The sequence below is a fragment of the Pseudomonas urmiensis genome (assembly GCF_014268815.2).
Classification (GTDB): Bacteria; Pseudomonadota; Gammaproteobacteria; order Pseudomonadales; family Pseudomonadaceae; genus Aquipseudomonas; species Aquipseudomonas urmiensis.
The window spans coordinates 2,909,688-2,928,172 of the sequence record NZ_JABWRE020000001.1 but is presented as its reverse complement, the minus strand read 5'-3'; the positions used below and the strand labels follow the sequence as shown (position 1 = coordinate 2,928,172).

Sequence of the window (18,485 nt, the reverse complement as noted above, 5' to 3'; positions counted from 1 at the left end):
GCTTTCGGATAATGTTGCGCCCCCCGTTTCGAGACCCCCCAATGCCGCGCCCTGCCTGGTCCCTGTATGCCTATCAACTGATCGAGCCCGATGAGCAGCTCGACCTGTTCGCGTGTCAGGAAGTCCGCGTCCACCTGGTAGCCCGCCAACTTGAGCTGGGCGCGCCGGTCGACCGCACCTTATGCGGCGGTCTGTTGCCAGCGCAGCCACGGTGGTCGATGGTGCCGCGCGCGATCAATCGCGACAGCCGCCTGTGCACGCTGTGCAAGGCGATCTTAGATGCCCAGCGCCGTGGCACTCGACCGGTATGGCCGCAACTCTAGATGGCAAGTGCCGGCCGGAACTAAGACTGCCTTTCATCATCTGAAACGCATGCAACTGCCCGATGCCTCCCGCTTGTGCCGGGGCGGGTGTACAATCGATCCTCTTGACCCACCTTTCGAAGGATTTACCGGATGTTGCCGCGCTTTCCCGCCGTCACCCGTAGCCTGTCCCTGGCCGCCCTGCTGGTAGCAGGCCCTGCCTGCGCGCTGGAGCTGCCACTGCCGCCACCCGGTGAGGACGTCGTCGGCCAGGTCCAGACGATCAAGGCCAAGTACGAAGACACCTTCGCTGACATCGGCACCGCCAATGATCTGGGCTATCTGGAGATGATCGCCGCCAACCCGGGCGTCGATCCATGGTTGCCCGGCGCCGGTACCGAAATCATCCTGCCGACCCGCTACGTGCTGCCTCCGGGGCCACGCGAAGGCATTGTCATCAACCTGGCTGAATACCGTCTGTACTACTTCCCGAAAGGGCAGAACGTAGTGCATACCTTCCCGCTGGGCATCGGCCGTGAAGGCTGGGGCTCGCCGATTGCCAATACCAAGATTACCGCCAAGACGCCGAACCCGACCTGGACGCCGCCCGCTTCGATCCGCGCCGAGCATGCCGCCGATGGCGACATCTTGCCGACCGTAGTGCCCGCTGGCCCGGACAACCCGCTGGGGCCGTTCAAGTTCACCCTGGGTGTGCCTGGTTACCTGATCCACGGTTCCAACAAGAAGTTCGGTATTGGTATGCGCACCAGCCATGGTTGCTTCCGCATGCTCAACAATAACGTCCTGGAACTTTCCAAGATGGTCCCGGTAGGTACGCCGGTGCGCATCATCAACGAGCCGTACAAGTTCGGTATCAGTGCCGGCAAGGTCTACCTCGAGGCGCACACACCGCTGGATGATCATGGCGATCCGTCGGTGGTCGACAAGCACACTGCAGTTATCAATGCCTTGCTCAAGCGTGAAGACCTGGCCAATAACCTGCGGATGAACTGGGACATGGTGCGCGACGTGGTTGCCGCTGAAGATGGTATGCCGGTGGAAATTGCCGTTCCCGTCACCGGTGGTGCGGCACCGATGGTCTCGAGCATTCCGCCTGAACTTCAGTAAGTCGTAAGTCGCTGCGGCGCGATCAGGGCCTGCCTTAGTGCAGGCCTTTTTCGTTTTTGCCGCAGGCGTTTTCATCGGCAATAAAAAAGCCGACCCACAAGTGGGTCGGCTTCATAACAATCCGTGAGGATTATTACTTGCGGCTGGCTTTGTCCAGCATACGCAGAGCGCGCTCGTTGGCTTCGTCAGCGGTTTGCTGAGCCTTCTGAGCGGCAGCCAGAGCGTCGTCAGCCTTACGGTAGGCTTCATCGGCACGGGCTTGGGCGCGAGCTGCTGCGTCTTCGGTAGCAGTCAGGCGAGCTTCGGTTTCTTTGGAGACGCTGCTGCAACCGGTAGCCAGAACTGCGGCCAGAGCCAGAGCAGAGAATTTCAGAACGTTGTTCATCGTGTTCCCCTTCAAGGACTTTCTATTAAATAGCCATCTCTCGGAAAAGAGAAACTGGCCGGCGTACATAGTACCCATTACTTGTAGTAAGTAAACTGACTGAGCGCAAGAACTGCAAAAAAAATGTGCACTGCTGGGTCGCTGACACCTTTGTAGCGCTTTTGTGAACAACCTGTTCAGGGTTCGCAAGCGATTGTACTAGCGGAACTTTTTGTTGAACTAAAGGTGACTTGTACTGTCCTTGTGCGTCTTAGCAGTACAACATCCGCGTGCTGTTGCGAGTCCACCGTCAGGTCCGCGCAACTGGGTTTAACGGCGAATTTTTGCCGTCTGCCACCTTGAGCATTCCTGCCGGCGGCGCCTACTATTTGTGGGTGCCCAGGGTACAGAACGACCCAGTCACCTTGCTGTCCAAGGGGGCATGAGGGGGCGTAGAAGATTCCGCGCCGGATACATCATCGGTTAAGGTAAAGGTCTGCCGAGAAGACCTGCGAGGAGTAGTGATGAGCGAAGCGCTGACCATCCACCATGACCAGGCCGGTCATCAGTTCGAGACCAACGTGGACGGTCATCGTGCCTACCTGACGTACATGGACCTGGGCAAGCAGACGCTGGATATCTATCGCACCTTCGTGCCCAACGCCCTGCGCGGCCGCGGCATTGCCGCAGCGCTGACCGAACAGGCCCTGCAGTACGCCGACCAGATGGGCTACACGGTCATCCCGTCGTGCTCGTACGTCGAGCGCTACATGGAGCGCCAGCAGCGCCATTCCAGCAAAGCCTGACGTTCGGGGCTGATCGAAACACACAAAAATTCCGGGCATTGCCCGTAATGCTGTTCACTTAAGATTTTGGGGCCGCCTTGCGGCCCTTCGCGGACAAGCCCGCTCCCACAGGTATCGCGCCGCCCTCAAGTTAAGCGCTATCCCTGTGGGAGCGGGCTTGCCCGCGAAGGGCTGCAACGCAGCCCCACAACAGACGACACTCAGCCGCGTTGGCGTTTGGGCAGAACGTCCTTGAGCTTGTCGCGCATGCTGCGCACGGACTTTTCGGTGGCGGCCCAATCGATACAGGCGTCGGTGACCGATACGCCGTATTGCAGATCGGCAAGATCCTTGGGAATCGACTGGCAGCCCCAGTTCAAGTGGCTCTCGACCATCAGGCCGATGATCGACTGGTTGCCTTCGAGGATTTGGTTGGCGACGTTGTCCATCACCAGCGGCTGCAGGGCCGGGTCCTTGTTGGAATTGGCGTGGCTGCAGTCGACCATGATGTTGGCCTTGATCTTGGCCTTGGCCAGGTCTTGCTCGCACAGGGCAACGCTGACCGAATCATAGTTGGGCTTGCCGTTGCCGCCGCGCAGTACCACGTGGCCATAGGCATTACCCTTGGTGGTGACGATGGACACGCCACCTTCCTGGTTGATCCCCAGGAAACGGTGTGGCTTGGATACCGACTGCAGGGCGTTGATCGCCACGGTCAGGCCGCCATCGGTGCCGTTCTTGAAGCCGACCGCCGAGGACAGGCCCGAGGCCATCTCTCGGTGGGTCTGCGATTCGGTGGTACGTGCGCCGATCGCCGACCAACTGATCAGGTCCTGCAGGTACTGCGGGGAGATCGGGTCAAGTGCTTCGGTGGCGGTTGGCAGGCCCATTTCGGCCAGGTCCAGCAGCAGTTGGCGACCGATGTGCAGGCCGTCCTGGATCTTGAACGAGTCATCCAGGTACGGGTCGTTGATCAGGCCTTTCCAGCCGACGGTGGTACGCGGTTTTTCGAAGTACACGCGCATTACCAGGTACAGGGTGTCGGCGACTTCCGCGGCCAGTACCTTGAGGCGCTCGGCGTATTCGTGAGCGGCCTTGATGTCATGGATCGAGCAGGGGCCGATCACGACGAACAGTCGATGGTCCTTGCCGTCGAGAATGTTGCGCACCACTTCGCGGCCGGCAGTCACGGTCTGCAGGGCCTGGGCGCTGAGAGGAATTTCCTTCTTGAGCTGATCGGGGGTGATCAAGGTCTCGTTGGAGGCAACGTTTAGGTCATCGATCGGTAAATCAGCCATCGTGTTACTCGTCAGGTCACGGGTGCCGGCCGCCAGCAATCCCCGTGCGGCCTAGCAGCAGATTGTTCGCAACGGGGAGGCCGAACCTTAGCGCGTTACAGGGGGCGCGACAATGGGCTGGGCCCCGTCGGCGTGGGGTTTTTGGCCATCAGAGGGGATTTTTGTTTCTACGCGCTTGAAGCTACCTTCCGAGAGTGCCTGAGTGTTTGAGCCTGTAGGAGCGGGCTTGTCCCGCGATGAGGCCAGAACTGACACTAGAAAATGCTGCTCTGACTTAAATCGCGCATTACAGTTGGGCCACATCGGCCTGACTTGTAAGCATCAGGCGAACCAGCAGCTGGATCGAAAAGGAGTAGTGCATGGAGTCTCGCAGTACGCGTATCGGGATCATCGGCAGTGGGGCCATCGGCGGGTTCTACGGGCTGATGCTGGCCCGCGCAGGCTTTGAGGTGCACTTTCTGTTGCGCAGCGAGTACGAGGCGGTGCGCGAGCAGGGGCTGAGCTTGCAAAGCGCGGTGCATGGTCAAGTGCATATGCAGGTCAACGCCTATGCCTCGGCCGCCGACATGCCGTTGTGCGACTGGTTGCTGGTGGGCGCCAAGGCTACCAGCAATGCCGAGCTTGCGCCGCTGATCGTCCAGGCTGCCGCGCCTGAGTCCAGGGTGGTGCTATTGCAAAATGGCCTGGGCGTTGAAGATCAGTTGCGCCCTGCGTTGCGCCCAGATATGCACTTGCTCGGTGGCTTGTGCTTTATATGTGTCAACCGCGAGGCCCCCGGAGTGATTCGTCACCAGGCGCTGGGCGCGGTCAACCTTGGCTATCACAGCGGCCCGGCTGCAGGTACAGCGCTGGCCATCGTCGAGGAGGGCGCCGCGCTGTTCCATGCCGCGGGGATCGACTCGCAGGCCATGGAAAACCTCGACCAGGCCCGCTGGCAAAAGCTGGTGTGGAACGTGCCCTACAACGGTCTGTCGGTACTCTTGCAAGCCAGTACCACGCCGTTGATGGCCGACGCCGACAGCAGGCTGCTAATCCAGCAACTGATGGCCGAAGTGGTGCAGGGCGCCCAGGCCTGCGGCCTGGTGCTGCCGCAGGGCTATGCCGAGCACTTGTTGCGCATTACCGAGCAGATGCCTGACTACTGGCCCAGCATGTATCACGACCACGCCCAGCAGCGTCCGCTCGAACTCCAGGCGATCTACGCCGAGCCCCTGGCGCGGGCACGCGCCGCAGGCTGCCACCTGGTGCGCATGGAAATGCTCTACCAATCGCTGGCCTTCATCGATCGACGCAATCGCCAGGCCTGACTGAGCCTCAAGGCCTGCTGGGCAGCACGCCGGACGGCGCAGCGCCCGGCTACGGCGCTGCTAAGCTGAACCTTGCTCTGCCGTAGCGGCAGTCGAGGAGGTCGAATGATTCGTTCCATGCTGTATGCCACCGACCTCGGTGTATACGCGCCTGTTGTCATGCAGCACGCCCTGGCCTTGGCGCGCACCTTCAATGCAGAGCTGTACGTGATCCACGCGGTCGAACCGATGGGCCAGTTCGCCGAATCGTTGTTGCAGAGTTATCTGGACGAACAGACCCTGGACCAGTTGCACAGCCAGGGGGTGAATACAGTGATGGCCAATATCGAGCAGAGGGTCCTGGAAAATTTTCGCGATGAGCTGGGCGAGGAAGCGGATCTGGCTGTGATCCGTGCCGTGCGCGTGCGCCAGGGCGATCCTGCGCAGGTGATCCTCGATCAGGCGCAACGGCTGAGTGTCGATCTGTTGATCTTCGGCAGCCATACCCAAGGTGCAGGGGTAGATGTGCCGATTGGTAGGACGGCAGTGCGGCTCTTGCAGCTGTCACCGGTGCCGGTCTACATGGTGCCGTTGGCGCAGCATTTGGGGCGTAGGAAAGCATGAAGATGGCAGTAGGTCATTTCCCCTTGGCGTAACAAAATAGTTCTAGATTTATTTCCAGAACCACTAATATAGTTATATATCGTCGCTGCCAGCTGCCGGTGACCTACCGCTGAACCGAGGGAAACCTATGAAGCTCCAACAACTGCGCTACATCTGGGAAGTGGCGCACCACGACCTCAACGTCTCCGCGACAGCGCAGAGCCTCTATACCTCCCAGCCGGGGATCAGCAAGCAGATCCGCCTGCTCGAGGATGAGTTGGGTGTCGAAGTCTTCGCCCGCAGCGGCAAGCACCTGACCCGCGTCACCCCGGCCGGCGAGCGCATCATCAACACCGCTGGCGAGATCCTGCGCAAGGTTGAAAGCATCAAGCAGATCGCCCAGGAATTCTCCAACGAGAAGAAGGGCACCCTGTCGATCGCCACCACCCACACCCAGGCACGCTATGCCTTGCCGCCGGTGATCAGCAGCTTCATCAAGCAGTACCCGGAAGTGTCCCTGCACATGCATCAGGGCTCGCCCATGCAAATCGCCGAAATGGCGGCTGACGGCACTGTCGATTTTGCCATCGCCACTGAAGCCCTGGAGCTGTTCGGCGATCTGATCATGATGCCGTGCTACCGCTGGAACCGTTGCGTGGTGGTACCCCAGGGCCACCCACTGGCCAAGCTGCCGAAGCTGACCCTCGAAGCGCTCGCCGAATACCCGATCGTCACCTACGTGTTCGGCTTCACTGGCCGTTCCAAGTTGGACGAGGCGTTCAACCATCGTGGCCTTACGCCAAAAGTGGTGTTCACCGCCGCTGACGCTGACGTGATCAAGACCTATGTGCGCCTGGGCCTGGGTGTGGGCATCGTGGCCGGTATGGCGGTAGATGCCAAGCTTGATAGCGATCTGGTCGCCCTGGATGCCAGCGAGCTGTTCGAAGCCAGCGTGACCAAGATCGGCTTCCGCCGTGGCACCTTCCTGCGTGGTTTCATGTGCGACTTCATCGAGAAATTCGCGCCGCACCTGACCCGTGAAGTCATGGCCAAGGCTATCCAATGCCATAACAAGCAAGAGCTTGAAGAGCTTTTCCACGGCGTCGAGTTGCCGTTCCACTGATCGACAGGCGCAAAAAAACCGGCTAATTGGCCGGTTTTTTTATGCCTGCTACAAGGTCAGGCCTTGGAGATCAGGTTGCCGGCATGCAGCCCGCATTCCTTCTGCGTGGACTCTTCCCACCACCAGCGGCCTTCGCGCTCATGCTGGTTAGGCAGCACTGGGCGGGTGCAAGGCTCGCAGCCGATACTGATGAAGCCGCGTTCATGCAGGCTGTTGTAGGGCAGTTCAAGCATGCGGATATAGCCCCACACTTCGGCGCTGGTCATCTGCGCCAGGGGGTTGAACTTGTACAGCGTGCGTTCAGCAGTGGAGAACGCCGAGTCGATTTCCAGCGCGGCAACCTGGCTGCGGGTGCCAGGGCTCTGGTCGCGACGTTGGCCTGTGGCCCAGGCGCTGACGGTGGACAGTTTGCGCCGCAGCGGCTCGATCTTGCGGATGCCGCAGCATTCGCCATGGCCATCCTTGTAGAAACTGAACAGGCCCTTATCCTTGACGAATGGATCCAGCTTGGCCCGGTCCGGGCTGAGGATCTCGATCGGCAGGTTGTACTGCTCGCGGACCTGATCGATAAAACGATAGGTCTCCGGGTGCAGACGGCCGGTATCGAGGCTGAAGACCTTGACCTGTTTGTTCAGTTTCCAGGCCATATCCACCAGCACCACATCCTCGGCGCCGCTGAATGAGATCCACAGGTCGTCGCCAAAGTGTTCGAAGGCGAGCTTGAGAATGTCCTGCGGGGACTTGTTGGCGTAGGTCGCGGCCAGGGCGGCGACGTCGAAGGCTTGGCTCATCAGGCGGTTTCCATCGTGTGTATGGCGCTGTGCGCTCGTAATAGGCAGATGGTAACAAAAAATGGCGGGGTAGACGTTCTGCCATGGCGTAATCGGTTCGAGAACGGTGTTGTCCTTTTCGCGGGCAAGCCCGCTCCCACAGGGATAGCGCTGATCTGAAAATATGCGCGGTTTCTGTGGGAGCGGGCTTGCCCGCGAAAAGGGCGACACGGATCAGAGGCTTTGCAGCGTCTGCATCAACACCCGCACCTTGGCGATCGACTCCTCATACTCCGCCTCCCACTGCGAATCCGCCACCACTGCGCCGCCACCCCAGCAACAGGCCTGACCGTCCTTGATCAGCAGGCTGCGAATGGCGATGGAACTGTCCATTTCGCCGCGCACATCGATGTACAACAGCGAGCCGCAGTACAACGCCCGGCGAGTCGGCTCCAGCTCGTCGATGATCTGCATGGCGCGGATCTTCGGTGCGCCGGTGATCGAGCCACCGGGGAAGCTGTCGCCGATCAGGTCCAGAGCGTCTTTGCCGCTGGCCAGCTGCCCGGTGATGCTGCTGACCAGGTGATGGACATTGGGGTAGCTCTCCAGGCTGAACAGCTCGGGAACCTTGACGGTGCCGATCTCGCAGGTGCGTCCTAGATCATTGCGCAGCAGGTCGACGATCATCAGGTTTTCCGAGCGGTCCTTGGCGCTGGCGAGCAGTTCGGCAGCGTTGCGCGCATCTTGCTGCGGGTCGCTGGAGCGCGGGCGGGTGCCTTTGATCGGGCGGGTTTCTACCTGGCCTTGGCTTACGCGAACAAAGCGCTCGGGGGAAAAACTCAGCAGCGCGCTGCCGTCGGCCAACTGCTGATAGCCGGAGAACGGGGTTGGGCAAGCCTTGCGCAGGGCCTGGTAGGCGTGCCACGGATCTCCCTGGCAGGCAGCGCGGAAACGCTGGGTGAGGTTGATCTGGTAGCAGTCGCCGGCCTGAATGTAGTGCTGGACCTGATCGAAAGCCTGGCGATAGTGGGCTGGTTCAAGGTCGCCACGCATGGGCGCAAGCAGCTGGAAGTCGGTGCTTTGATCAACGGCAGGTGCCTCGAACAGGCTGATCAGCCGCTGCTGCTCGCTCGCTGGCAAGCTGGGGTGAAACACCAGTTGCGTGGTGCCCAGCAGGTGGTCGCTGACCAGCGCCCAGGCATACAGGCCCAGCTGTGCATCCGGCAGGCCCAGATCGTCCACGGCCATGCTGGGCAGCTGTTCCAGGCGCCGACCGAAGTCGTAGCTCAGGTAGCCGATCAGGCCGCCGGCAAAGGGCAGCTCAAGGTTGTCAGGGAGATCGGCGTGCCCCAGCTCGGCCAAGCCATCGCGCAGGCGCTGTAAGTAAGCCCGGCCATCTTCGTCAGGCTCTGCCTGCAAATGTGCCACCGGCCAGGCGCTGAGCAGGTCGAAGCGGCCACGCTCGGCCCCAGGGCGGGCGCTGTCGAGCAGGATCGCGCCGGGCGCCTGGCGCAGTCGGGCGAAATAGGCGGCAGGGTCGGGCTGGTAGGGCAGGGGGTGGAGCGTACAGGTCGGCATGCGAATGGGCGGCGATGAAGGCGAGGAGGGGATTGTAATGGTCTGTAGGAAAAGGGCCTAGCACTGGGCGCGACATTCAAGCTTGTGTTTGGGTCCGCTTCGCGGCCCTTCGCGGGCGAGCCCGCTCCCACAGGGATAGCGCTGATCTGAAAATATGCGCGGTTCCTGTGGGAGCGGGCTCGCCCGCGAAGCGGACCCCAACGGGCTAAGCCATTAGCGCGAAGGCACGTGCCCAAACAGCCCTTGGGCCACGCGCACACGCTGGTCGGCGTCTTCGCTAAGGCCATCTTTGGCCAGCGCTTCCAGATGCGCCTCGATGGCGTGGGTGCGCTGGGTCAAGCCGCAATCGTTGGCAATCTGAATATTCAAGCCCGGACGCGCATTCAGCTCAAGGATCAACGGCCCCTTGTCCTGGTCCAGCACCATGTCCACACCGATATAGCCCAGGCCACACAATTCATAGCAGCCAGCGGCCAGCTTCATGAAGCCGTCCCAGTTTGGCAGTTGCACGCCGTCCACCGCGTTGGTGGTGTCCGGGTGCTTGCTGATGATGTTGTTCAGCCAGGTGCCGCGCAGGGTCACGCCAGTGGCCAGGTCGACACCGACGCCAATGGCGCCCTGGTGCAGGTTGGCCTTGCCGCCCGACTGGCGGGTCGGCAGGCGCAGCATGGCCATGACCGGGTAGCCCATCAGTACGATGATGCGGATATCCGGCACGCCTTCGTAGCTGATGCTCTTGAAGATCTGGTCCGGGGTCACCCGGTATTCGATCAGCGCCCGGTCGCGGTGGCCGCCCAACGAGTACAGGCCAGTGAGGATGCTCGAGACCTGGTGCTCGATCTCCTCGTGGCTGATGATCTTGCCCGACACCGTGCGGTAGCGATCCTCAAAGCGGTCGGCGATCACCAGGATGCCGTCACCGCCAGCGCCTTGCGCCGGCTTGATGACGAAATCGCTGCGCCCGCCGATGATCTCGTGCAGCTTGTCGATCTGCTTCTCTGTCTCGATGATGCCGTACATCTCCGGCACATGGATGCCGGCCTTGATCGCACGCTCCTTGGTGATGATCTTGTCGTCGACGATCGGGTACAAATTGCGCTTGTTGTACTTCAGGACATAGTCCGCGTTGCGCCGGTTGATACCCATGATGCCCCGGGCCTCCAGGGCTTTCCACGTCTTGATCAGTCCGAACATCAGGCGTCAGCCTTTTTTACGAAAGCCTTGAAGCGAACGAGCTCGGTCAGGCGGTAGCCGCGGTAGCGACCCATCGCCAGCATGAAGCCCACCAGAATCAGCAGTACCGCCGGGAAGGTGAAGACGAAGTACACCAGCTCCGGCACCATCATCAGCAGGTGCGCCAGGGAGGCTGCGAACAGGGTGCCGATCGCCACTTTCATGGCATGGCCACCACCGCGTTCTTCCCAAGTGATCGACAGGCGTTCGATGGTCATGGTCAGGATCACCATCGGGAACAGCGCAACCGACAGGCCGCGTTCCAGGCCCAGCTTGTGGCTGAACAGGCTGATCGCGGCGATCAGCACCACGACGAAGGTCAGCACCACCGACAGCCGCGGCAGCATCTGCAGCTTCAGGTGCTCAAGGTAGGAGCGCAGCGACAGGCCCAGCGCGGTGATCACGGTAAACAGCATGATGCCAAAGCCCAGCTGGGTCTCGCGGAAGGCCAGGGCGATCAGTACCGGGGTGAAGGTACCCAGGGTCTGGATGCCGATCAGGTTGCGCAGCACCAGGATCACCAGCACGCCGATCGGGATCATCACCATGATCATGAAGGTCTGCTGGGTTTGCAGCGGCAGGCCGTACAGCGAATATTCGAGAAAATCGGCGTCGGTGTTCTCGTCGGTCAGCTTGGCCAGGCGGATGGCGTTCATCTCGCTGTTGTTCATGCTGAAGGTGACGTTGGCTTTCTTGCCGCCATCGACAGTGATCAGGTTGTCATCACCGGTCCACCACAGCAGGCGATCGCTGGGCAGGCCCTGCTCGCCGGTATCTGGGTTGAAGTACAGCCAGTCATTGCCGTTGAAGCTGCGCAGCCACAGTTCCGGCGTCTGCGGAGTGTCGGCGACCAGGCGGATGGTGTGGACTTTTTCCATTGGCACGTGGGCGATCGACAGCAGCAGGTCGATGACCTTGGCCTTGTTCAGCGCCGAAGTATCGCCAGCCAGCAGCAGCTTGACGTTGTCATCGTTAAGGTTATTGACCCGCTTGATGGTCTCGCTGACAAAGGTCTCGACGTCGGCCGAGTGCTGGCGAATCGGCGCCATCAGGGCTTCGGCGGCGATCTTCTCGGGGCCTTCCACGGCCAGGCTGTCACGGAAGGTCGGGCCTTTGATGGTGGTTTTTTCGTTGCTGTAGCGCTTGGTCAACACCAGGCGGTAGTAAAGCGTCTGGTTGCCGCTGGCGCGACGGGCCGACCAGGTCACCTTGCGGTTGCCGTCGGCGCGGTTGACGCTCACCCCATAGTTGTTGGAGATGAAGCTCTCGTTGAGGCTGACGTAGTCACGGCTCAAGGGCGGCACGAACATCTGTACCTTGACCGGATCCTTGGCACTGGCGACGAACTCGACCTTGGCGTCGATGTTCCACAAGTCGTCGGTTTCATCCTCGGTCACCGGGATGCCGAGGAAGAAGATCTGATAGGCCGTAACCGCCACGCCCAGCAGCACCAGCACGGTGATGAGGACTTTCAGGTGAAGGGTAAGAGAGCGCATCGGGATTACTCTGCTTTAGGAGCGTCGGTGGCACAGGCAGGTTTGCCGGCCGCGTATTTGAGGCTTGGGTCGACCAGCGCATCGAAGTCTTTCAAGGCCTCCGAGCCGATCAGCAGCGGGAACTGGAAGGCGCTGCGGTCGGTGAGGTTGACTTCGATGGTGCGCAGGGTCTGGCCCATGCAAATGTTCAGTTCGATCACCGGGCGGGCGGTGTAGGCCTTGCCTTCTTCAGCGTCATAGTCGCCAGCGCGGCGCTTGATCTTGCTGACCCGGGCCAATGGCCGTTCGATCGGGTGCGAATGCGCGGCGTCGATGGCCAGGTAGAAACGTACCCAGCTCTCGCCGTTGCGCTTGAAGCGCTTGATGTCGCGGGCGCTGAGCGAGGCGGTCTTGGCACCGGTATCGAGCTTGGCCGCGACCTCAAGGTCCAGGTCGTTCAAGCGCGCATATTCGTTGAGCCCGTACACGGACTTTTGAGCCGCTTGGCCAAGGGCCGGCAGCAGGGCAAGGCAGAGCAACATTAAAACGGGTGTAAGTCTCATAAATCCTGGCGCGGTGCTGTGCTGGGTTCAGGGCAAGGCGACTGGCCAAGCATCCTCGTTAATCTGTCAACAATATGAATTGCCGTACAGACAGACTACTCATTCTCCCTCGGGAAGCGCGGCATTCTATCACGCCGACGTCTTGACGCCAGCGCGCCGCGATCTGACAGCGAATCGGCTGAGTAAGTTCGTTCTTAGACGATTGTCGACAATGTTCATTTTGTCTTTGACTGTGAGGTTCTGTTTCGCTAGTTTTGGCCATAGAGAAACCCAAGGTGTCGACAATATGCTGGACGTAACTCAGGCGCCCGCCACGCTGGCCGAAGAAACGGAAACCCTTTCCGAGAACGTCTTCCGGCGCATCCAGGCGGCCATCGTCAAAGGCGACATCGCCCCGGGCAGCAAGATCTCCGAGCCTGAGCTGGCGCGCACCTACGGCATCAGCCGCGGCCCACTGCGCGAAGCCATCCACCGCCTGGAAGGCCAGCGCCTGCTGGTGCGAGTGCCGCACGTCGGCGCGCGAGTGGTGTCGCTTAGCCACGCCGAGCTGATCGAGCTGTACGAGATCCGCGAATCCCTCGAAGGCATGGCGTGCCGCCTGGCTGCCGAGCGTATGAGCGTAGCCGAGATCGATGAGTTGCGCCGGGTGCTCGACACCCATGAGCGCGATGCCGCGTTCCAGGCCGGGGTTGGCTATTACCAGCAGGAAGGCGACTTCGACTTCCATTACCGGATCATCCAGGGCAGCGGCAACCAGACCCTGGTCAAGATGCTCTGCGGCGAGCTGTATCAGTTGGTGCGCATGTACCGCATCCAGTTTTCCGCCACGCCCAACCGCCCGCACCAGGCATTCGCCGAGCACCACCGCATTCTCGATGCCATCGCCGACCGAGACGGCGAGCTGGCAGAACTGCTGATGCGCCGCCACATCGGCGCATCCAAACGCAATATCGCGCGCCACTATCAAGGCGCTGACAACAATAGCCCACGAGGTGAGTCATGACTGTGAAGAGCACGCCCGGCCAACGTTTCCGCGATGCGGTGGCTGCCGAACATCCGTTGCAGGTGGTTGGCGCGATCAACGCCAACCACGCCTTGCTGGCCAAGCGCGCCGGCTTCAAGGCCATCTACCTCTCCGGTGGCGGCGTCGCTGCCGGCTCCCTGGGCCTGCCGGACCTGGGCATCAGCGGGTTGGATGACGTGCTCACCGACGTGCGGCGCATCACCGATGTGTGCGACGTGCCGCTGCTGGTCGATGTCGACACCGGCTTTGGCGCCTCGGCCTTCAACGTGGCGCGGACCGTGCGCTCGATGAACAAGTTCGGCGCGGCAGCGATTCATATCGAAGACCAGGTTGGCGCCAAGCGTTGCGGCCACCGGCCAAACAAGGAAATCGTCTCCCAGCAGGAGATGGTCGATCGCATCAAGGCGGCGGTAGACGCTCGCCTGGATGACAGCTTCGTGATCATGGCGCGTACCGACGCCTTGGCCGTGGAAGGCCTGAACGCTGCCCTGGACCGCGCAGCGGCGTGTGTCGAGGCCGGCGCCGACATGATCTTCCCTGAAGCGATCACTGAATTGCACATGTACAAGACCTTCGCCGACCGGGTCAAAGCGCCAATCCTGGCCAACATCACCGAGTTCGGCGCCACCCCGCTGTACACCACCGACGAGTTGGCCTCGGTCGACGTCTCGCTGGTGCTGTACCCGCTGTCGGCGTTCCGCGCGATGAACAAGGCGGCGGAAAACGTCTACACCGCGCTGCGCCGCGATGGCACGCAGAAAAACGTCATCGACACCATGCAGACTCGCATGGAGCTCTACGATGCCATCGGTTACCACGCCTTCGAGCAGAGCCTCGATGCGTTGTTTGCCCAGAAGAAGGGCTGAGCTGAGTTAGAACGAAGCCAATGATTCGCCTGTGCCGGCGCTATCGCGGGGCAAGCCCGCTCCCACGCTCTGGTGGGCTGGCACAGGCACCCTTGATTAGCCAGAAATTCCATAACAAGTTCAATAAAGGAGAAACACCATGGCCGAAGCAAAAGTACTCAGCGGCGCAGGCCTGCGTGGTCAGGTGGCCGGCCAGACCGCACTGTCGACTGTAGGCCAGGCCGGTGCCGGCCTGACCTACCGCGGTTATGACGTCCGTGACCTGGCGGCCGCTGCCGAATTCGAGGAAGTGGCCTACCTGCTGCTCTATGGCGAGCTGCCCAGCCAAGCCGAACTGGACGAGTACAAGACCAAGCTCAAGGGCCAGCGTGATCTGCCCCAGGCACTCAAGGAAGTGCTCGAGCGCATCCCCGTCACTGCCCACCCGATGGACGTGATGCGCACCGGCTGCTCGGTACTCGGCACCCTGGAACCGGAGCTGACCTTCGACACCCAGCGCGACAAGACTGACCGCCTGCTAGCGGTATTCCCAGCGATCATGTGCTACTGGTACCGCTTCACGCATCACGGCGTGCGCATCAACTGCACCAGCGATGAAGACACCCTGGGCGGGCACTTCCTGCACCTGCTGCATGGCAAGAAACCGAGCGCGCTGCATGTCAAAGTGATGAACGTGTCGCTGATCCTCTACGCCGAGCACGAATTCAACGCCTCGACCTTCACCGCCCGGGTGTGCGCCTCGACCCTGTCGGACCTGTACTCCTGCGTCACCGCCGCCATCGGCTCGCTGCGCGGCCCGCTGCACGGCGGCGCCAACGAAGCGGCGATGGAGCTGATCGAACGCTTCCAGAGCCCGCAGCAGGCCACTGCCGAGCTGCTGAAGATGCTCGAGCGCAAAGACAAGATCATGGGCTTTGGCCATGCGATCTACAAAGAGTCCGACCCGCGCAACGAAGTGATCAAGGGCTGGGCCAAGCAGCTTGCCGATGAAGCCGGCGACAGCGTGCTGTACCCCGTCTCCGAAGCGATCGACAAGACCATGTGGGAGCAAAAACGCCTGTTCCCCAACGCCGACTTCTACCATGCCTCGGCGTATCACTTCATGGGCATCCCGACCAAGCTGTTCACCCCGATTTTCGTCTGCTCGCGCCTGACCGGCTGGGCGGCGCATGTCTTCGAGCAGCGTGCCAACAACCGCATCATCCGTCCGAGCGCCGAGTACGTCGGCGTTGAACAGCGCCAGTTCGTGCCCATCGCACAGCGCTGAATAGAAATAGAGAGGCAACCCGTTTCCCCTGTGGGAGCGGGCTTGCCCGCGAATGCGTCCGACTGGGCAACTGATGTGCACCTGCTGACGTATTCGCGGGCAAGCCCGCTCCCACAGGGACGGTGGAGCTTTCCGAATCCTGTGACCGAGCCTGAATGATGAACACTGCATACCGCAAAGCCCTGCCAGGCACACCCCTGGACTACTTCGACGCCCGCGCAGCTGTCGAGGCCCTCAAACCCGGTGCCTACGACGGCCTGCCGTACACCTCCCGCGTGCTCGCCGAGAACCTGGTGCGCCGCTGCGATCCGGCCACCCTCGATGCCTCGCTCAGCCAGCTGATCGAGCGCAAGCGCGACCTCGACTTCCCGTGGTTCCCGGCGCGGGTGGTGTGCCACGACATCCTCGGCCAAACCGCCCTGGTCGACCTGGCTGGCCTGCGCGATGCCATCGCCGACAAAGGCGGCGACCCGGCCCAGGTCAACCCGGTAGTGCCGGTGCAACTGATCGTCGACCACTCGCTGGCGGTCGAATGCGGCGGTTTCGATCCGCAGGCATTCGACAAGAACCGCGCCATTGAAGACCGTCGCAACGAAGACCGTTTCCACTTCATCAACTGGACCAAAAAGGCTTTCAAGAACGTCGACGTGATCCAACCGGGCAACGGCATCATGCACCAGATCAACCTGGAGAAGATGTCGCCGGTGATCCACAGTGATCGCGGCGTGGCCTACCCAGACACCTGCGTCGGCACCGACAGCCACACCCCGCACGTCGATGCCTTGGGCGTGATCGCCATCGGTGTCGGTGGCCTGGAAGCCGAGAACGTCATGCTCGGCCGCGCGTCGTGGATGCGCCTGCCGGAAATCGTCGGCGTCGAGCTGACCGGCAAGCTGCAGCCGAACATCACCGCCACCGACCTGGTATTGGCCCTGACCGAGTTCCTGCGCAAGCAGAAAGTGGTGGGCGCCTACCTCGAATTCCATGGTGAGGGCGCCCGCGCCCTGACCCTGGGCGATCGCGCCACCATCTCCAACATGGCGCCGGAGTATGGCGCCACGGCGGCGATGTTCGCCATCGACCAGCAGACCATCGACTACCTGCGCCTGACCGGCCGTGAAGAGCAGCAGGTCCAGCTGGTCGAAACCTACGCCAAGGTTGCAGGCCTGTGGGCCGACAGCCTGGTCAACGCCGAATACGAGCGGGTGCTCAGCTTCGACCTGTCGAGTGTCGTGCGCAACATGGCCGGCCCATCCAACCCGCACGCCCGTGTCGCTACCAGCGAGCTGGCGGCCAAGGGCATCGCTGGCGCCTGGCAAGAGCTGCCGGGGCAGATGCCTGATGGCGCGGTGATCATCGCCGCCATCACCAGTTGCACCAACACCAGCAACCCGCGCAACGTCATTGCTGCAGGCCTGCTGGCGCGTAATGCCAACAAGCTCGGCCTGACCCGCAAACCGTGGGTGAAGTCCTCGCTGGCGCCAGGCTCCAAGGCGGTCAAGTTGTACTTGGAAGAAGCCGGCCTGGAGCAGGAGCTGGAGCAGCTGGGCTTTGGCATCGTCGCCTTCGCGTGCACCACCTGCAACGGCATGTCTGGCGCGCTGGACCCGAAGATCCAGCAAGAAATCATCGACCGCGACCTGTACGCCACCGCGGTGCTGTCGGGCAACCGCAACTTCGACGGGCGGATTCACCCGTACGCCAAGCAGGCATTCCTCGCCTCGCCACCGCTGGTAGTGGCCTATGCCATCGCCGGCACCATCCGCTTCGACATCGAGAAGGATGTGCTGGGCGTGGTCGACGGTAAACAGATTCGCCTCAAGGACATCTGGCCGAGCGACGAAGAGATCGACGCGGTGGTGCGTGCTGCGGTCAAGCCGGAGCAGTTCCGCAAGGTGTATATCCCGATGTTCGCCATTGAAGAAGACAAGGGGCCGAAAGTCGCGCCGCTGTATGAGTGGCGCGAGATGAGCACCTATATCCGTCGCCCGCCGTATTGGGAGGGCGCCCTGGCTGGCGAGCGTACCCTGCGCGGGATGCGCCCGCTGGCGGTACTGCCGGACAACATCACTACAGACCACCTGTCGCCGTCCAACGCGATCATGCTCGACAGCGCGGCGGGTGAGTACCTGGCGAAGATGGGCCTGCCTGAGGAGGACTTCAACTCCTATGCCACCCACCGCGGCGATCACTTGACCGCCCAGCGCGCCACCTTCGCCAACCCCAAGCTGTTCAACGAGATGGTGCGCAAGGAAGACGGCAGCGTGCAGCAAGGTTCGCTGGCGCGGATCGAGCCAGAAGGCAAGGTGACCCGTATGTGGGAGGCGATCGAGACCTACATGCAGCGTAAACAACCGCTGATCATCGTTGCCGGTGCCGACTACGGCCAAGGCTCGTCGCGCGATTGGGCGGCCAAGGGTGTGCGCCTGGCAGGGGTTGAAGCGATTGTCGCCGAAGGCTTCGAGCGCATTCACCGCACCAACCTGGTAGGCATGGGCGTGTTGCCGCTGGAGTTCAAGCCGGGTACCGACCGCAAGACCCTGCCGCTCGATGGCAGCGAGAGCTACGACGTGTTGGGCGAGCGTACGCCGCGGGCGACCTTGACCTTGGTGGTCACCCGCCGTAATGGCGAGCGGCTCGAGGTGCCGGTGACGTGCCGGTTGGATACCGCTGAAGAAGTGTCGATCTACGAGGCGGGTGGGGTGCTGCAGCGCTTTGCCCAGGACTTCCTGGAAGGCACCGCGTAAAGCGGGGCCGCTCCGCGCCCCTTCGCGGGCAAGCCCGCTCCCGCAGGTCCCGCTAGGAGCGGGCTTGCCCGCG

At 61.8% G+C, this 18,485-nt stretch carries 17 protein-coding genes; 10 read left to right on the top strand and 7 right to left on the bottom strand.

Translation table 11 applies throughout. The features are described from left to right. Positions 1 to 41 precede the first annotated feature (41 nt). Positions 42 to 323 (top strand): hypothetical protein, encoded by a 282-nt coding sequence (locus HU737_RS13200; protein WP_186554991.1) that lies wholly within the window; start codon positions 42 to 44, stop codon positions 321 to 323. Between the two features lie 132 nt (positions 324 to 455). Further along, positions 456 to 1,430 carry a L,D-transpeptidase family protein gene (locus HU737_RS13195; RefSeq protein ID WP_186554990.1) on the top strand — a complete coding sequence of 325 codons (975 nt, stop codon included), beginning with the start codon at positions 456 to 458 and terminating at the stop codon, positions 1,428 to 1,430. Positions 1,431 to 1,563: 133 nt separating this feature from the next. On the opposite strand, the gene oprI is transcribed toward HU737_RS13195, so the two are convergent. Then, on the bottom strand, positions 1,564 to 1,815 hold the full coding sequence (oprI, locus tag HU737_RS13190) for an outer membrane lipoprotei OprI (RefSeq protein WP_003259780.1): 252 nt from the start codon (positions 1,813 to 1,815) through the stop codon (positions 1,564 to 1,566). A 503-nt stretch (positions 1,816 to 2,318) separates the two neighbouring features. On the opposite strand from oprI, the gene HU737_RS13185 reads away from it, so the two are divergent. Then, a complete protein-coding gene (locus HU737_RS13185) occupies positions 2,319 to 2,600 on the top strand; it encodes a GNAT family N-acetyltransferase (protein ID WP_186554989.1) in 282 nt (93 codons plus the stop codon). A gap of 200 nt (positions 2,601 to 2,800) precedes the next feature. On the opposite strand, the gene HU737_RS13180 is transcribed toward HU737_RS13185, so the two are convergent. Next, positions 2,801 to 3,877: a 3-deoxy-7-phosphoheptulonate synthase gene (locus HU737_RS13180; protein WP_186554988.1), complete on the bottom strand. Its 1,077-nt coding sequence runs from the start codon at positions 3,875 to 3,877 to the stop codon at positions 2,801 to 2,803. 359 nt (positions 3,878 to 4,236) lie between these two features. Here HU737_RS13180 and HU737_RS13175 point away from each other — a divergent pair, with 359 nt between their 5' ends. The 3 genes from HU737_RS13175 (at position 4,237) to cysB (ending at position 6,889) form a co-directional block, all read left to right on the top strand. Further along, on the top strand, positions 4,237 to 5,184 hold the full coding sequence (locus HU737_RS13175) for a putative 2-dehydropantoate 2-reductase (protein ID WP_186554987.1): 948 nt from the start codon (positions 4,237 to 4,239) through the stop codon (positions 5,182 to 5,184). A gap of 105 nt (positions 5,185 to 5,289) precedes the next feature. Continuing rightward, the gene (locus tag HU737_RS13170; protein ID WP_186554986.1) at positions 5,290 to 5,787 is read left to right on the top strand and encodes a universal stress protein; all 498 of its coding nucleotides are present in this window, start codon (positions 5,290 to 5,292) and stop codon (positions 5,785 to 5,787) included. A gap of 127 nt (positions 5,788 to 5,914) precedes the next feature. Beyond that, positions 5,915 to 6,889 carry an HTH-type transcriptional regulator CysB gene (gene cysB, locus HU737_RS13165; protein WP_186554985.1) on the top strand — a complete coding sequence of 325 codons (975 nt, stop codon included), beginning with the start codon at positions 5,915 to 5,917 and terminating at the stop codon, positions 6,887 to 6,889. 56 nt (positions 6,890 to 6,945) lie between these two features. On the opposite strand, the gene HU737_RS13160 is transcribed toward cysB, so the two are convergent. From HU737_RS13160 to rloA, 5 genes are all read right to left on the bottom strand, one after another. Next, a complete protein-coding gene (locus HU737_RS13160; protein ID WP_186554984.1) occupies positions 6,946 to 7,680 on the bottom strand; it encodes a phosphoadenylyl-sulfate reductase in 735 nt (244 codons plus the stop codon). A 213-nt stretch (positions 7,681 to 7,893) separates the two neighbouring features. Beyond that, positions 7,894 to 9,237, bottom strand: coding sequence for an aminodeoxychorismate synthase component I (pabB, locus tag HU737_RS13155; RefSeq protein ID WP_186554983.1), 1,344 nt, complete (start codon positions 9,235 to 9,237; stop codon positions 7,894 to 7,896). Between the two features lie 213 nt (positions 9,238 to 9,450). After that, positions 9,451 to 10,431 carry an alpha-L-glutamate ligase-like protein gene (locus HU737_RS13150; protein ID WP_186554982.1) on the bottom strand — a complete coding sequence of 327 codons (981 nt, stop codon included), beginning with the start codon at positions 10,429 to 10,431 and terminating at the stop codon, positions 9,451 to 9,453. Next, on the bottom strand, positions 10,431 to 11,966 hold the full coding sequence (rloB, locus tag HU737_RS13145) for an osmotic stress tolerance membrane protein RloB (RefSeq protein ID WP_186554981.1): 1,536 nt from the start codon (positions 11,964 to 11,966) through the stop codon (positions 10,431 to 10,433). Before rloB ends, HU737_RS13150 begins: the two co-directional genes overlap by 1 nt. 5 nt (positions 11,967 to 11,971) lie before the next feature. Next, complete coding sequence (rloA, locus tag HU737_RS13140; RefSeq protein WP_186554980.1) at positions 11,972 to 12,508, bottom strand: retropepsin-like aspartic peptidase RloA; 537 nt, start codon at positions 12,506 to 12,508, stop codon at positions 11,972 to 11,974. A 286-nt stretch (positions 12,509 to 12,794) separates the two neighbouring features. Between rloA and HU737_RS13135 the strand changes: the two genes are divergently transcribed. The 4 genes from HU737_RS13135 (at position 12,795) to acnD (ending at position 18,412) form a co-directional block, all read left to right on the top strand. After that, entirely contained in the window at positions 12,795 to 13,511 is a 717-nt protein-coding gene (locus tag HU737_RS13135; RefSeq protein ID WP_186554979.1) for a GntR family transcriptional regulator, read from the top strand. Beyond that, a complete protein-coding gene (gene prpB, locus HU737_RS13130) occupies positions 13,508 to 14,398 on the top strand; it encodes a methylisocitrate lyase (protein WP_186554978.1) in 891 nt (296 codons plus the stop codon). Before HU737_RS13135 ends, prpB begins: the two co-directional genes overlap by 4 nt. A 139-nt stretch (positions 14,399 to 14,537) precedes the next feature. Then, positions 14,538 to 15,665, top strand: coding sequence for a bifunctional 2-methylcitrate synthase/citrate synthase (gene prpC, locus HU737_RS13125; RefSeq protein ID WP_186554977.1), 1,128 nt, complete (start codon positions 14,538 to 14,540; stop codon positions 15,663 to 15,665). 158 nt (positions 15,666 to 15,823) lie between these two features. After that, positions 15,824 to 18,412: a Fe/S-dependent 2-methylisocitrate dehydratase AcnD gene (gene acnD / locus HU737_RS13120; RefSeq protein WP_186555071.1), complete on the top strand. Its 2,589-nt coding sequence runs from the start codon at positions 15,824 to 15,826 to the stop codon at positions 18,410 to 18,412. Positions 18,413 to 18,485 lie beyond the last annotated feature (73 nt).

Excerpts from the sequence above, each read along its gene's own strand:
- HU737_RS13200 (WP_186554991.1), top strand. The coding sequence starts at position 42 with ATGCCGCGCCCTGCCTGGTCCCTGTATGCCTATCAACTGATCGAGCCC.
- HU737_RS13195 (WP_186554990.1), top strand. The coding sequence starts at position 456 with ATGTTGCCGCGCTTTCCCGCCGTCACCCGTAGCCTGTCCCTGGCCGCC.
- oprI (WP_003259780.1), bottom strand. The coding sequence starts at position 1,815 with ATGAACAACGTTCTGAAATTCTCTGCTCTGGCTCTGGCCGCAGTTCTG.
- HU737_RS13185 (WP_186554989.1), top strand. The coding sequence starts at position 2,319 with ATGAGCGAAGCGCTGACCATCCACCATGACCAGGCCGGTCATCAGTTC.
- HU737_RS13180 (WP_186554988.1), bottom strand. The coding sequence starts at position 3,877 with ATGGCTGATTTACCGATCGATGACCTAAACGTTGCCTCCAACGAGACC.
- HU737_RS13175 (WP_186554987.1), top strand. The coding sequence starts at position 4,237 with ATGGAGTCTCGCAGTACGCGTATCGGGATCATCGGCAGTGGGGCCATC.
- HU737_RS13170 (WP_186554986.1), top strand. The coding sequence starts at position 5,290 with ATGATTCGTTCCATGCTGTATGCCACCGACCTCGGTGTATACGCGCCT.
- cysB (WP_186554985.1), top strand. The coding sequence starts at position 5,915 with ATGAAGCTCCAACAACTGCGCTACATCTGGGAAGTGGCGCACCACGAC.
- HU737_RS13160 (WP_186554984.1), bottom strand. The coding sequence starts at position 7,680 with ATGAGCCAAGCCTTCGACGTCGCCGCCCTGGCCGCGACCTACGCCAAC.
- pabB (WP_186554983.1), bottom strand. The coding sequence starts at position 9,237 with ATGCCGACCTGTACGCTCCACCCCCTGCCCTACCAGCCCGACCCTGCC.
- HU737_RS13150 (WP_186554982.1), bottom strand. The coding sequence starts at position 10,431 with ATGTTCGGACTGATCAAGACGTGGAAAGCCCTGGAGGCCCGGGGCATC.
- rloB (WP_186554981.1), bottom strand. The coding sequence starts at position 11,966 with ATGCGCTCTCTTACCCTTCACCTGAAAGTCCTCATCACCGTGCTGGTG.
- rloA (WP_186554980.1), bottom strand. The coding sequence starts at position 12,508 with ATGAGACTTACACCCGTTTTAATGTTGCTCTGCCTTGCCCTGCTGCCG.
- HU737_RS13135 (WP_186554979.1), top strand. The coding sequence starts at position 12,795 with ATGCTGGACGTAACTCAGGCGCCCGCCACGCTGGCCGAAGAAACGGAA.
- prpB (WP_186554978.1), top strand. The coding sequence starts at position 13,508 with ATGACTGTGAAGAGCACGCCCGGCCAACGTTTCCGCGATGCGGTGGCT.
- prpC (WP_186554977.1), top strand. The coding sequence starts at position 14,538 with ATGGCCGAAGCAAAAGTACTCAGCGGCGCAGGCCTGCGTGGTCAGGTG.
- acnD (WP_186555071.1), top strand. The coding sequence starts at position 15,824 with ATGAACACTGCATACCGCAAAGCCCTGCCAGGCACACCCCTGGACTAC.